The organism is Streptomyces sp. NPDC087300 (genome assembly GCF_044744425.1).
GTDB lineage: Bacteria > Actinomycetota > Actinomycetes > Streptomycetales > Streptomycetaceae > Streptomyces.
This window is the reverse complement of record NZ_JBIUYI010000002.1, coordinates 779,344-792,833: the sequence shown is the minus strand read 5'-3', so window position 1 is coordinate 792,833 and position 13,490 is coordinate 779,344. Positions and strand designations below refer to the sequence as shown.

At 72.3% G+C, this 13,490-nt stretch carries 12 protein-coding genes; 4 read left to right on the top strand and 8 right to left on the bottom strand.

The features are described 5' to 3' along the window. Nucleotides 1-440: 440 nt before the first annotated feature. Nucleotides 441-1,421 carry a tetratricopeptide repeat protein gene (locus ACIO9J_RS09185; RefSeq protein ID WP_401994911.1) on the bottom strand — a complete coding sequence of 327 codons (981 nt, stop codon included), beginning with the start codon at nucleotides 1,419-1,421 and terminating at the stop codon, nucleotides 441-443. Nucleotides 1,422-1,734: 313 nt separating this feature from the next. On the opposite strand from ACIO9J_RS09185, the gene ACIO9J_RS09180 reads away from it, so the two are divergent. Next, a complete protein-coding gene (locus ACIO9J_RS09180) occupies nucleotides 1,735-2,364 on the top strand; it encodes a TetR/AcrR family transcriptional regulator (RefSeq protein ID WP_401994909.1) in 630 nt (209 codons plus the stop codon). A 167-nt stretch (nucleotides 2,365-2,531) separates the two neighbouring features. Here the strand turns inward: ACIO9J_RS09180 and ACIO9J_RS09175 are convergent, their stop codons facing one another. Together ACIO9J_RS09175 and ACIO9J_RS09170 are read right to left on the bottom strand one after the other, a co-directional pair. After that, nucleotides 2,532-3,527 carry an SDR family NAD(P)-dependent oxidoreductase gene (locus ACIO9J_RS09175; RefSeq protein ID WP_401994907.1) on the bottom strand — a complete coding sequence of 332 codons (996 nt, stop codon included), beginning with the start codon at nucleotides 3,525-3,527 and terminating at the stop codon, nucleotides 2,532-2,534. Then, nucleotides 3,524-4,705 (bottom strand): UDP-N-acetylglucosamine--N-acetylmuramyl-(pentapeptide) pyrophosphoryl-undecaprenol N-acetylglucosamine transferase, encoded by a 1,182-nt coding sequence (locus ACIO9J_RS09170; protein ID WP_401994905.1) that lies wholly within the window; start codon nucleotides 4,703-4,705, stop codon nucleotides 3,524-3,526. The genes ACIO9J_RS09175 and ACIO9J_RS09170 overlap by 4 nt, the downstream gene beginning before the upstream one ends. A gap of 64 nt (nucleotides 4,706-4,769) precedes the next feature. Between ACIO9J_RS09170 and ACIO9J_RS09165 the strand changes: the two genes are divergently transcribed. Beyond that, complete coding sequence (locus tag ACIO9J_RS09165; protein ID WP_401994903.1) at nucleotides 4,770-5,513, top strand: response regulator transcription factor; 744 nt, start codon at nucleotides 4,770-4,772, stop codon at nucleotides 5,511-5,513. Then, on the top strand, nucleotides 5,510-6,901 hold the full coding sequence (locus ACIO9J_RS09160; protein ID WP_401994901.1) for a sensor histidine kinase: 1,392 nt from the start codon (nucleotides 5,510-5,512) through the stop codon (nucleotides 6,899-6,901). The genes ACIO9J_RS09165 and ACIO9J_RS09160 overlap by 4 nt, the downstream gene beginning before the upstream one ends. A gap of 26 nt (nucleotides 6,902-6,927) precedes the next feature. Here the strand turns inward: ACIO9J_RS09160 and ACIO9J_RS09155 are convergent, their stop codons facing one another. The 5 genes from ACIO9J_RS09155 to ACIO9J_RS09135 all read right to left on the bottom strand — a co-directional run bounded on the left by ACIO9J_RS09155 (nucleotide 6,928) and on the right by ACIO9J_RS09135 (nucleotide 12,210). Then, nucleotides 6,928-8,022, bottom strand: a complete 1,095-nt coding sequence (locus tag ACIO9J_RS09155) for an alpha/beta fold hydrolase (RefSeq protein WP_401994899.1) — start codon at nucleotides 8,020-8,022, stop codon at nucleotides 6,928-6,930. A 188-nt stretch (nucleotides 8,023-8,210) separates the two neighbouring features. Continuing rightward, nucleotides 8,211-9,911, bottom strand: a complete 1,701-nt coding sequence (locus ACIO9J_RS09150; protein ID WP_401994897.1) for a methylmalonyl-CoA mutase — start codon at nucleotides 9,909-9,911, stop codon at nucleotides 8,211-8,213. An 85-nt stretch (nucleotides 9,912-9,996) separates the two neighbouring features. Further along, entirely contained in the window at nucleotides 9,997-10,329 is a 333-nt protein-coding gene (locus tag ACIO9J_RS09145; protein ID WP_401994895.1) for a DUF3817 domain-containing protein, read from the bottom strand. Nucleotides 10,330-10,409: 80 nt separating this feature from the next. Then, entirely contained in the window at nucleotides 10,410-10,922 is a 513-nt protein-coding gene (locus ACIO9J_RS09140) for a MarR family winged helix-turn-helix transcriptional regulator (protein ID WP_401994893.1), read from the bottom strand. A 10-nt stretch (nucleotides 10,923-10,932) separates the two neighbouring features. Further along, nucleotides 10,933-12,210 (bottom strand): MFS transporter, encoded by a 1,278-nt coding sequence (locus ACIO9J_RS09135; RefSeq protein ID WP_401994891.1) that lies wholly within the window; start codon nucleotides 12,208-12,210, stop codon nucleotides 10,933-10,935. 144 nt (nucleotides 12,211-12,354) lie between these two features. On the opposite strand from ACIO9J_RS09135, the gene ACIO9J_RS09130 reads away from it, so the two are divergent. Further along, nucleotides 12,355-13,377, top strand: coding sequence for a DUF5937 family protein (locus tag ACIO9J_RS09130; protein ID WP_401994890.1), 1,023 nt, complete (start codon nucleotides 12,355-12,357; stop codon nucleotides 13,375-13,377). Nucleotides 13,378-13,490 lie beyond the last annotated feature (113 nt).

Here is a 13,490-nt window from a genome sequence, read left to right as displayed (position 1 = left end):
GGCCCTGCCGGAACCGGCAGAGACCCCCCTGTCCAAGACCGGCGACGGCGTCACCGGCCTGCTCGGTGGGGACCCAGAAACACCGCTACCCGATTGGCTGTCGGGCTGCGGGTTATTGGACCGAGCGTCGCCGATCGTGGTGCATTCTCGGCCCCCGCACAAGGGGGTTCGTTACTCGCTAGTAACGGGGGGATAACCGAAGCGCGACCGCTCGGTATCGGTCGGGTACGCACGGTGGCTTAACGGGCCGGAGCAGAACGGGACATGAGCGGTCGAACCCGCTCAGAAGGGCACCGCTGTCTTACTCCGAGTAACAGCGGCCGCGTTTACCAAGTTTTGGTAAAGCGCGGCCACTGTGGCGTCCTGGGGACAAGGTTTTCACTCGGGCATCACATGCCCCCGCGTTTAGGGACTGGTCAGCCGACGGGTGGGCGCACGGGTCAGAAGAGCACCCGCGCGAGCGCCGTACGCGCCGCCGTCACCCGCGGATCGTCCGCACCCACGACCTCGAAGAGCTCCAGGAGACGCACCCGCGCGGCGTCCCTGTCGTCGCCCGCCGTGCGCTTCACCGCGTCGATCAGCCGTCCGAAGGCGTCCTCGACGTGGCCGCCGACCAGATCCAGGTCGGCCGCCGCGATCTGCGCCGCGACGTCCGCCGGTCCTTCGGCCGCGGCCTGGCGGACCTGCTGCGGGTCCAGGCCCTGCACGCGCTGGAGCAGTTCGGCCTGGGCGAGGCCGAGCTTGGCCTCCGTGTTGCCCGGGTCGTCGCTGAGCACGTTCTTGTACGCCTGCACCGCGCCGGCCAGATCGCCCGCGTCGAGCGCCCGCACGGCGGATTCGAGCAGCGCGTCATAGGGACCGGCGGGCACCTCGGCCGGCACCGGGGCCTCCTGCGCCTGCCCGTCCGGGTCGACCACCAGGCCGGTCAGGCCGAAGCGCTCCTCGCCGACCTGGATCAGCTGGTCCAGGGTCTGGCGGATCTGCGCCTCGGGGGCCGCGCCCTGGAAGAGGGGCAGGGCCTGCCCGGCCACCACCGCGAAGACCGCCGGGATCCCCTGGACCCCGAACTGCTGCATCAGCATCTGGTTGGCGTCGACGTCGATCTTGGCAAGGAGGAAGCGGCCGTTGTACTCCTGCGCGAGGCGCTCCAGGAGGGGGCTCAGCTGCTTGCAGGGCTCGCACCACTCGGCCCAGAAGTCGATGACGACCGGGACCTCGGCGGAACGCTGGAGGACCTCGTGTTCAAAACCCGCCTCGTCGACATCGATGACGAGACTCGCCGGTGAGACGGCCCCCGGGGCGCCGCCGCCCTGCCTGGCCGCTTCGGCGCGCGCCTGCTCCGCCTTCGCCTTGGCCTCCTGGGCCGCCTTCACCGCGGCGAGGTCGACGACTCCACTCATGGACATGTTCCGTGGCTGCATGAGTACATCCTCCCCCAAGCCGTGCGGGAACCGTGCCGGTCCGCGGACCCCCGCCGGATTGCGGGGCACCCGAGGGGCACCGTTCAAGGTCCCGAGGAGGACCGGTGGTTGACGCGGGGTCCCCACCCCGCACATGTGGTTGTCTCTCGTGGCGCTCGCTCATGGGGGCGGGAGTTCGCCGTTCACCGCGCCCATCTGCTTTCGCTACGCGTCGTAGCGTAACTGGCGGGCCCGGAGCATGGGAAGACGGCCTCGGTGATCTCCCTCACTCGGCACCCCGGCCCACTCCGTACTGGCCGGTATGGTCGCGGGCATGCAGAGCCGCATCACACCTCCCGCCCGCACCGGAGGCCGCCCCCGTAGCGCCGCGGCCGACGCCGCGATCCTGGAGGCGACCCGTCAGGGCCTGGTCGAACTGGGCTGGTCCAAGCTGACCCTGAGCGACGTCGCCACGCGTGCGGGCGTCGCCAAGACCACGCTGTACCGGCGGTGGGCGGGCAAGAGCGAGCTGGTCGTGGACGCGGTGGCGGAGCTCTTCGACGAGCTGGAGCTGCCGGACAGGGGCAGCCTCGCCGCGGACATCGAGGGCGTGGTCCTCCAGTTCGCCCTGCTGCTGGGGCGGCCGGAGACCAAGACGGCGCTGATGGCGGTGGTCGCCGAGTCGACGACGGACGAGCCGCTGCGGGAGCGGATCCGCGCGTCCATCGTCGACCGGCAGAAGCGGCTGGTCCTCGCAGGCCGGGCGCGGGCCCAGGAACGGGGCGAACTCCCGGCCGAGTCCGACCCCGTCTCCGCCGCCCACACCGCCGACCTCATCTTCGACGTGATCGCCGGGGCGGTGGTCCACCGGGCGCTGGTGAGCGGGGAGCCGGTGGACGAGGAGTGGGCCCGCCGCTTTACGTTGCTCTTGCTGGGCGGTTTGGCGGCGGCGGCCGCACCGTAAGGGCGCGCGGTCGCGTCTGCCCCCGGCGGTCGTACGGCGGCTGCGGGCCCGCTGCGCTTGCTCGCGCAGTTCCCCGCGCCCCTAAAAGACGGCGCCCCCGGTCGGGACGGCCCCGTAAGGGGCGCGGGGAACTGCGCGACAAGCCCCCACCGGCCCGCGGCCAACGGTCAGACCTGATACCGCTCAGGCGCGAACAGGTGCAGATGGTCCGCGACCCAGGCGGAGGTCAGCTTGAGGCCCTCCGCCAAGGAGACCTCGGGGACCCACCCGGAGAATTCGCGGGCCCGCGAGTTGTCCGACAGAAGCCGCTCCACCTCACTGCCCGAGGGGCGAAGCCGCGCCGGGTCGACGACGACCGAGGCCTCGCGGCCCGACGCCGCGATCAACGCCTCCGCGAGATCGCCGATCGAGATCTCCTGCCCCACCCCGAGATTCACCGCGTGCCCGAGCGCCCGGTCGGCCACCGCGAGAGCCATGAACCCCCGCGCGGTGTCCGTGACATACGTGAAGTCGCGGGTCGGCGTCAGCGAGCCGAGCTTGATCTCCCGCGCACCGGCGTGCAGTTGGGCCAGGATCGTGGGAATGACCGCACGGGCCGACTGCCGCGGACCGTACGTGTTGAAGGGCCGCACCACCGTCACCGGCAGCTCGAAGGCGTGCCAGTGCGAGAGCGCCATCATGTCGGCGCCGATCTTCGACGCGGAGTACGGCGACTGCGGCTGCAGCGGGTGGGACTCGCTGATCGGCGCCGTGAGCGCGGTCCCGTACACCTCGCTGGTGGAGGTGTGCACGAGCCGCCGCACGGAGTGCCGCCGGCACGCCTCCGCGACGTTCTCGGTGCCGACCACGTTCGTCTGGACGTACGCGCCCGGGGAGTCGTACGAGTACGGGATGCCGATCAGCGCGGCCAGGTGGAAGACCGTGTCGCAGCCCTCGACCGCGTCCATCACGCGCCCCGCGTCCCGCACGTCGCCCGCGATCATCTCGACCCGCGGGTCACCGAGCAGATGCGCCAGGTGCCCCTTCTCGGCGTACGGCTTGTAGTGCACGAACGCCCTGACCTTCGCGCCCTCTTCGAGCAGCAGGTCGACGAGCGTCGAGCCGATGAAGCCCTCGGCGCCGGTGACGAGGACGGTGCGGTTCTGCCAGGAAAAGGTGCTCATGCGTACTCCAGGTGAGGCGTGTGGTGGGTGAGTCCGAGGACCCGCTCGGCGAGCAGGTCGGCGGCGCGGGCGTGCGGCCCGGGGTCCGCGGCGCCGCTCATCGCGGCGAGCCGCGCGGGGTCCACGACCAGCGGCCCCACGAGCTCGGCGAGGCGCTCCGCGGTCGTCTCCCCGTCGGGAAGCAGCAGGCCCGCGCCCGCGTCGGTCAGGACCCGGGCGTTGTGGGTCTGGTGGTCGCCGGGCGCGTGCGGATAGGGCACGAGGACGGCGGGTACGCCGGTGGCGGCGAGCTCGGCGACGGTCGCCGAACCCGCGCGGCAGACGACCAGGTCGGCGGCCGCGTAGGCGAGGTCCATACGGTCCAGGTAGGGCACGGCCCGCGCGACGGTGCCGCCGCCCTCGTACGCGAGCCGGTCGGCCGACTCCTCCAGGGCCGCGGGCCCCGTCTTGATCAGCAGATACACGTCGGGGCGGCCCTGCCAGCGCGCGGCGAGCCCGAGCGCGGCCTCGGTCAGTCGCTTGGCGCCCAGGCTGCCGCCGTTGAAGAGGATCAGCCGCCGCCCCTCGGGCACCCCGAGCACGCGCCGCGCCTCGGCCCGCAGCGCGGTCCTGTCCAGGGCGGCGAGCGGCGCCGCGATGGGCATGCCGGTGGTGAAGGCGCGCTCACCGCCGGGCAGATGGGCGCGGCTGCGGTCGAAGGCGACCGCGATGTTCGGGGTGAGCCGGGCGGCGAACCGGTTGGCGCGGCCCGGCACGGCGTTGGACTCGTGGATCAGGCTCGGCAGACCCGCCATGCGGGCGCCGACGATGACGGGGGCGCTGGGGTAGCCGCCCATGCCGACGGCGACCTGCGCGCCCTGCTCGCGCAGGATGGCCCGGCACTGGGCGCCGGACTTCATCAGGGCGGCGGGCAGCAGATAGCGGCGGGCGCCGAGCGAGGGGTCGAAGGGGATCATGTCGACGGTGTGCAGGCGGTAGCCGGCGTCCGGGATCAGCCGGGTCTCCAGGCCGCGCTCGGTGCCGACGAAGGAGATCACCGCGTCCGGCACGGCCCGGCGCAGCGCGTCGGCGAGGGCGAGGCCCGGATAGATGTGGCCGCCGGTGCCGCCCGCACCGATCACCACGGAGAGACGGGAGCGGCCCGGACGATCCGCGGGACCGGAGTGAGAGGTTCGCATGGCAATGGAGCATTACGAGAGGGTCTAAGAGGGTTTTAAGAAGCACGTTTGGCACCGTGGGGGCATGAGCTTCACGAGCCCGCCCGGCAAGGGCGTCCTACCGGGCGGCGCGGAACCCGCGCCCCACAAGATCCTCGTCGTCGACGACGACCCCGAGGTGCGCGCCGCCGTGGAGGACGCCCTGACCATCGAGGGCCACCGGGTGCGCGGCGCGGCCGACGGCCACCGCGCGCTCCTCGCGGTCGCCCGCTGGCAGCCCGACCTGCTCGTCCTCGACGTCCTGATGCCGGTCATGGACGGCCTCGCCGTCTGCCGCCAGCTGCGCGCGGCGGGCGACCGCACCCCGGTGCTCGTCCTCACCGCCCTGGACTCGGTGAGCGAGCGCGTCGACGGCCTCGACGCGGGTGCCGACGACTACCTGGTCAAGCCGTTCGCCCTGGACGAGCTGGTGGCCCGCGTCCGGGCCCTGCTCAGGCGCCTGACGCCCGAGCGGCCAGAGCGTGACGACGACGCCCTCTCGTACGGCGATCTCGTCCTGGACCCGGTCACCCGCACGGGACGCCGTGGCGCGCGTGCCGTGGAGTTCAGCCGCACCGAGGCCGCCCTCCTCGAACTGCTCCTGCGCAACGCGGGCCAGGTCCTGCCGCGCGACCTGATCCAACGGACGGTCTGGGGCCGCGACTTCGGCCCGGACTCCAACTCCCTCGCGGTGTACGTCGGTTACCTGCGCCGCAAACTGGAGTCGGGCGGCGAGGCCCGCCTGGTGCACACCGTGCACGGCGTCGGCTACCGGCTCGGCACCCCGTGAGCGCCCGGCACCGGCTCGGCGCGCGCTGGCAGCGCCGCAGGCCGCTGCGCACCCGCCTCGCGCTGATGGCGGCGGCCGCCGTGGCCCTGGTGGCGGTCGGGGTGTGCGCCGCCGCGTTCTTCGTGATCCGCTACAAGCTCTACCAGCAGCTCGACCAGAACCTCGCGCAGTCGGCGACGCTCATCGCTCAGCAGCACCGCACCGAGGGCCCCGGCGTGGTGACCGGCGAGTGCCGCTTCCTCGGCGCGCCCGCCTGCTCGCAGATCGTCCCCGCCGACGCGGCGAAGGACCCCGCCAAGCCCTATCTGCTGCCCGTGACACCGGTGACGCGCGCGGTCGCCACCGGCCACCAGGCCCCGTACTACTCGAACTTCACGCTGCCCGGCGGCAAACCGGGACGGATGTTCACCACCACCTTCGGCAAGGGCGAGGCCGTCCAGGTCGCGCTCCGCGCCGACATCGCCGAGCGCGGCGTCAGCCAGGCCGCCTCGCTGCTCTCCGCGGTGGGCGGCGCCGGGGTGCTGCTCTCCGGGCTCGGCGGCTACTGGGTCTCGCGCACCGGCCTCGCCCCGATCACCCGCCTCACCACCACCGCCGAACGCATCGCGGCCACCCGCGACGCCCGCCACCGCATCGAGCTGCCCCCGGGACCGCCCGGCCGCGAGGACGAAGTCACGCGCCTGGCCGCCACGTTCAACACGATGCTCGCCGAACTGGAGGAGTCCGTCGCGGCCCGCCGCCGCCTGGTCGCCGACGCCTCCCACGAGCTGCGCACCCCGCTCACCGCGCTCCGCACCAACGCCGAACTGCTCGCCAAGGCCGACCGCCTGACGGACGCTCAGCGCGACCGGGCGTCCGGCGCGCTCGGCCGCCAGCTGCGCGAAGTCACGGGGCTGGTCAACGACTTGATCGAACTGGCCAGGGAGGAGGAGCCCCAACCCCTCCTGGAGGAGGTACGGCTCGCTCCGCTGGTCGCCCACGGCGTCGACGCGGCCCGCGGCCACTGGCCCGCTGTCCCCTTCGGCCTCCAGGTGGCACCGGACGCGGCGGACCTCAGCATCCCCGGCGTACCGGCGCGCCTGTCCCGGCTGCTGACCAACCTCCTGGACAACGCGGCCAAGTTCAGCCCGCAGGGCACCCCCGTCGAGGTCTCGCTGACCGCCACGGCCCTGACCGTGCGCGACCACGGCCCCGGCATCTCCGAACAGGACCTGCCGCACGTCTTCGACCGCTTCTACCGCGCCGAGAAGGCCCGCGCCCTGCCGGGATCGGGCCTCGGTCTCGCGATGGCACGCCAGATCGCGCACGCGCACGGCGCGGAGCTCACGGCGGAACGGGCACCGGGCGGGGGCGCGCTGTTCCGCCTGACGCTGCCTACTGCTTCCTGACGCTGCCTACTACTTCGTGACCCTGCCTACTTCTTCTTCGCCCAGGCGCAACTGCCCAGCGTGGCCTTGCCCTTGTCGAGGAAGTGGTCGGCCTCGCGCGCGACGAGCACCCGCGTCTTACCGCCCTTGCACACGACCGTACGGTCCCCGTGCCCGGCCAGATCGACCAGGATCTGGTCCCAGTGCCGGTACTGCACGTCGTGGCCCGAGTCGGCGTACGTCCGCACCTTCGCCTTGCCCGGCAGCGCCTCCTGCCAGGTCTTCAGCGTGGCCGGGGGCACGGTGGTGTCCTTCTTGCCGCCGTAGAGGTAGACGGGCGCGTCCAGCTTCGACAGGTCAGGGCCGGGGCGCTGGCAGTACAGCTTCTGCTCGTGCACCTGCGGCGCCGGGTCGGCCTGCTGGCCACGCTGGTTGTAGGTCCGCGCCCCCTCCTCGTACGCGGTGTCCGCGAAGCCGGGAATCGACTTCACGGGACTGTCGTCGGGGAAGGCCCACCACTTGCGCGGGTCCTTGATCTGGTCCTTCACCGCACCGGCGAGCGCGTCGTCGGACAGGCCGCAGTACGCGGGCTTGTCGCCGTACGGCGGCAGGGCGGCGGCGAGGTGCAGCTGCGAGATCCGGCCGGGGGCCCGCGCGGCGAGCTCGGCGGCGTAGGGCCCGCCGCCGGAGATCGCGATCACCGAGACGTCGTCGACGCCGATCTTGTCGAGGACTTCGAGTGCGTCCTTCGCGAAGTCGGCCTTGCCCAGGTCCTTGTCGTATTCCGTGTCGCCGAAGCCGTTGCGCTCCACGGAGATGAGCCGCAGGCCCAGGTCCTCGCGCGTCGTACGGAAGAAGTCCGTCATGTGCGAGGCGCGGGCGCTCGTACCGGTGCCGCCGATGAACAGCACGGGCTTGCCGTCCTTCTCACCGGTGTCCGAGTAGTGCGCGGTCCGCCCGTCGGAGAGCTTCGCCGCCCGCACCGCGGGCCCGAGCGAATCGAACTCGTCCTGCACCTTCGGCTCGGGCGGCGGGCTCGCACTCACCTCGCCGGAGCCACCCACGAGCAGCGCACCGAGAACGGTGCAGGTGGCGGCTCCTATCGCGAAGGCGGCGGTGCGGGCGTGGCCGTTCGAGGTCACGAATGACTCCAGGGGCAGGCGGGGGCTGACCGGCCGCGCCTGCCCTGGCCCCTGGGCCCTAAACCTATTAATTCTCGGTGTCGACCGGGGTGGGGGTTGTTTGGCTGGTTTTGTTCCCATCTGCGGGTCGGTGGGGGCCGGTCGCGCAGTTCCCCGCGCCCCTAAGAGCCCTCCGGACCGTGGGCTGTCTAGAAGCCCGGGGGCTCCACGTACACGCCCCACTCGTCTCGCAGCACGCCGCAGATCTCGCCCAGCGTCGCCTCGGCGCGTACCGCCTCCAGCATCGGCGCGATCATGTTGGAGCCGTCCCGCGCGGCGGTCAGCATCGCGTCGAGTGAGCTGCGGACCAGCGCGTCGTCGCGTCGGCCCTTGCGGTCCGCGAGATCCCGTACCTGGTCGCGCTCCACCTCGTGGCTGACGCGGAGGATCTCCAGGTCGCCCGTGACGGAGCCTTCGAGGCAGTTGACGCCGACGACCCGCTTCTCGCCCTTCTCCAGGGACCGCTGGTACTGGAACGCCGACTCGGCGATCTCCCCGGTGAACCAGCCGTCCTCGATGCCCCGCAGGATGCCCGAGGTGATCGGCCCGATGGGGTGCTGACCGTCCGGGTGGGCGCGGCGTCCCCGCTCCTTGATCTGCTCGAAGATCTTCTCCGCGTCGGCCTCGATGCGGTCGGTGAGCTGCTCGACGTACCAGGAACCGCCCAGCGGGTCCGCGACGTTGGCGACGCCGGTCTCCTCCATGAGCACCTGCTGCGTGCGCAGCGCGATCTCGGCGGCCTGCTCGCTCGGCAGGGCGAGGGTCTCGTCGAGGGCGTTGGTGTGCAGGGAGTTGGTGCCGCCGAGGACCGCGGAGAGCGCCTCGACCGCCGTGCGTACGACGTTGTTGTACGGCTGCTGCGCGGTGAGCGAGACGCCCGCGGTCTGCGTGTGGAAGCGCAGCCACTGGGCCTTGTCCGTCCGCGCCCCGTACACGTCACGCAGCCAGCGGGCCCAGATCCGGCGCGCGGCGCGGAACTTGGCGATCTCCTCGAAGAAGTCGAGGTGCGCGTCGAAGAAGAAGGAGAGCCCCGGCGCGAACACGTCGACGTCGAGCCCGCGCGAGAGGCCGAGCTCCACGTACCCGAAGCCGTCCGCGAGGGTGTACGCCAGCTCCTGCGCGGCCGTCGCCCCGGCCTCGCGGATGTGGTAGCCGGAGACCGAGAGCGGCTTGTACGCGGGGATGTCCCGCGCGCAGTGCTCCATCAGGTCGCCGATGAGGCGCAGATGCGGCTCGGGCTGGAAGAGCCACTCCTTCTGCGCGATGTACTCCTTGAAGATGTCGGTCTGCAGCGTGCCGTTGAGGACACCCGGGTCGACGCCCTGGCGCTCGGCCGCGACGAGGTACATGCAGAAGGCGGGCACGGCGGGCCCGCTGATCGTCATGGACGTCGTCACGTCGCCGAGCGGGATGTCCTTGAAGAGGACCTCCATGTCGGCGGCGGAGTCGATGGCGACGCCGCAGTGCCCGACCTCGCCGAGCGAGCGCGGGTCGTCGGAGTCGCGGCCCATCAGGGTCGGCATGTCGAAGGCGACGGAGAGCCCGCCGCCGCCGTTGGCCAGGATCATCTTGTAGCGCTCGTTCGTCTGCTCGGCGTTGCCGAAGCCCGCGAACTGGCGGATGGTCCAGGTCCTGCCGCGGTACCCGGTGGGGTAGAGCCCGCGCGTGAAGGGGTACTCCCCGGGCCAGCCGATCCGCTCGAACCCGTCGTACGAGTCGCCGGGGCGGGGCCCGTAGACCGGCTCGACCGGGTCGCCGGAGAGCGTGGTGAAGTCCGCGTCGCGCTTGCGGGCCTTGTCGTAACGGGCCTGCCAGCGGAGGCGGCCTTCCTCGATCGCGTCAGCGTCCATACCATCGAATTTACTAGGACGTCCTAGTAAATGTCGATGGGAAACCGCCGTGGGCTTGCCCACGGCGGTGGCCACGCGGTGGCGGCTACGCCTTGGCGGTGACCGGGGAGCCGTCGGTGATCAGCGGCTCGACCTCACGGACGACCTTGCGCTCGACGAAGAAGGCGGCGGTCGGGATGGTGCCCGAGACCAGCACCCAGAGCAGCTTGCCGAACGGCCACTTCGCCTTGGACCCCAGGTCGAAGGCGAAGATCAGGTAGATGATGTAGAGCACGCCGTGGACCTGGGAGACGACGAGCGTCAGGCCCTCGCCCTTGTCGAAGCCGTACTTGGCCACCATGCAGGCGCACAGGATGAGGAGCATGACGGCGGTGACGTAGGCCATCACCCGGTAGCGGGTCAGCACGCTGGATTTCATGGCTACGAGCGTAACCGCCCGGAAAACCCCCGCGTCGGCGGGGACAGCGCGCCGACCCGGCAGAACCGTAGAGCCGCCCCTCAGCCCCTGTCCTCGAAGTCCTCCGCCGCCACCCGCAGGGGCCGCAGCATGGCGAAGATCTCCCCGCACTCCTCCGCGTCGTAGGCGCCGAGCCCGAAGTCCATCGCCATCAGCTCGCGCGTCGCCGACTCCACGACCTCGCGGCCCTTCTCCGTGATGGAGGCGAGCGTGCCGCGGCCGTCGTTCGGGTTCGGGCGCTTGTCGACGAGGCCGGACTTCACGAGCCGGTCCACCGTGTTGGTGACCGACGTCGGGTGGACCATGAGCCGCTCGCCGATCTTCGACATCGGCAACTCGCCGGCCTGCGAGAACGTGAGCAGGACCAGCGCCTCGTAGCGCGCGAAGGTGAGTCCGTACGGCTTGACGACCGCGTCCACCTCGGCGAGCAGGATCTGGTGCGCGCGCATGATCGAGGTGATCGCGCCCATGGCCGGCACCGACCCCCAGCGCTGCTTCCAGAGCTCGTCGGCGCGGGCGATGGGATCGAAGGGGAGGCTGAGCGGCTTCGGCACGGCATCGACCTTACCCGTCGGTCACATGCTGGTCAGCCCCGTCTCGGAATTCGGGCGTCTGTTCCCTCGCGGCCGGCGCGGAATCCGTCGCCGTGCGCCGCACCTCCACCACCAGGAGCAGACAGCAGAGCGTCCCGAGCACGCCCGCGGCCGCGACGACCGTGCTCACCGCGTAGAACTCGGCCGCCAGGCCCGCGAGCGCCATCCCGGTGCCCTGGATGGTCATGAGCCCCGCCGAGTGCACGGTCATCGCGCGGCCGCGCAGCTCCTCGGGCACGGCGTCGACGAACCAGCGGTCCAGGCCCAGGGTGTACGCGGATCCGGCGCCCGCGAGGGCGAGCGCGACGACGGCCCAGACCAGGCCGGGGGTGAGCGCGTACACGGTGAGCGGGAGGAGCGTGAGCGCGGCGAGGGGCAGCACGATGCGGCCGCGCGCGGCGGCGGACAGCGCGGAGCCCGCGTACAGCTCGGCGGCGATGGTGCCCACCGGCAGGGCACACATCAGCAGGCCGACGCCCGCGACGCCGATGCCGATCTCGTCGGCGTAGGGGGCCGCGAGCACTTCGGGGGCGACGAGGAACATCGGCGGCACCCAGAAGAGCAGGAGCAGGGCGCGCACGCGGCGCTCGGCGAGGACCTGCCGGAGGCCGCCGAGCGAGTACCGCAGGAGCGTGCCGCCGCCCTCGCCCGCGCGGGCGGGCCGCCGCCTTGTGCCGTACCGCAGGAGGACCGCGGAGAGGAGGAACGTGCAGACGGTGATGACGAGGGCGCCGCGCGGCGGTACGAAGGTGAGGAGCACGCCGCCGAGTCCGAAGCCGACGAGGACGGAGCTCTGCGAGACGATCCGCAGCAGGGAGCGGCCGAGCACGAAGAGGTCGCCGTCGCCGAGGACGTCGGTGAGGGTGGCCATGCGGGTGCCGTTGAAGACGGGTGCGACGAGGGCGATGACGGCGCGCAGCGCGAGGAGCGCGGCGACGGGGGTCGCGGGCAGCGCCATGAGGGCGGCGCAGCCGGCGCAGAGCAGGTCGCAGACGACGAGGACGCGGCGCGGCGGAAAGCGGTCGGCGACGCCGGACAGGAGCGTGCCGCCGATGAGGTAGGGCAGCATCCCGAGCGCGAAGGTGAGGGAGCTCAGGAGCGGTGATCCGGTGAGGCCGTAGACGAGCACGGTCAGGGAGATCTCGCTGACGACGACGCCGAGCAGGGAGCAGGCGTGCGCGGCGAAGACGGTACGGAACTCGCGTACGGCGAAGACCCGGGTGTACCCGGTGGGCTCTACGGGTGGCATGGCGGCAGCCTCACGCGGGGGCCGCGGCGGGCCTAGAGTTTCGGTCCTGGGCGAATCCTGGGGCGGAGAGGTCCTGCCGGGCGGAGTGCGGCCTCGGGGCCGGGCGCGGTTCGACCGATGTACCGACGGCGCGAGGAGGCCGGTGTGCCGTTCCACATCCACTTCGGGCAGGACGACCTGCTGCGTTGCAGGTTCGCGGTGTCGCCGCTGTGGGAGACGCAGGAGGCGGTGCGCACGCTCAAGCGGCGTGACCGGCACGGGTACCACCCGCACTGGCTGCGCCGCATCCGCGAGGCGAGCCGGGAGCTCGATCTGAGCGCCCTGTGGCTGCTGATGCCGCGGCGCGGGCACTCCCCCGATTTCCTCGGGCCGCCGCCGATCGGGCCCGCGGCCCGCTTCGACGAGGAGATCGCGGGGGTGCGCGCGACGGATCCCGAGGTCGCGCGGCCGGACCTGGCGCGGGCGCTGGCCTGTACGCCGGGGGCCGCCGAATCGCCGCGGGGCCGGGCGCTGCTCGCCGATCCCGCGGGCGCGGTGCGGGAGCTCGCGGACGCCATGGAGGCCGCCTGGCACACACTGATCGAGCCGGACTGGCCGCGGTTGCGGGCGCTGCTCGAAGCCGATGTCGCCTTCCACTCGCGGCGGCTCGCGGAGGTCGGGCTCGGGGGCCTGCTCCCCGAGCTGGACCGGCGGCTCTCGTGGGACGCGGGCACGCTGACGGTCGAGTGGCGCGAGGAGCACGTACGGCATCTGACGGGGCAGGGCCTGATCCTGATCCCGAGCGTCTTCTCCTGGCCCGACGTGGTCAGCGGCTTCGACCCGCCGTGGCAGCCGACGCTGGCCTATCCGGTGCGGGGCATCGCGGGCCTGTGGGCGGAGCCCTCGAAGCGGACGCCGGCCGCGCTCGTGGGGCTGCTGGGGCGCGGCCGTGCCACGGTCCTGGCCGCGCTCGACGCGCCCGCGACCACGACGGGCCTCGCGCACCGCACCGGTCTCGCGCCGTCGACGGTGTCGGCGCATCTGGGGGCGCTGCGGACGGCGGGTCTGCTGGTGTCGCGGCGGTACGGGCATCAGGTGTTCTACGAGTGCACGCCGCTCGCCATCGCCCTGGTGAGCGGGGGCGGGGGTGGCGGAGGCGGTGAGGGCGGGGACGGGAGCGGGGGCTGAGGCGGGACGGGGCGGCTCGGGACGGGTCGGGGGCGGGTCGGGGCGGTGTGGCACAAGGGCGACATTAGTCCTTTATGTAACGATTGCCGGGCTGACTGACCGTCACCGTCGTC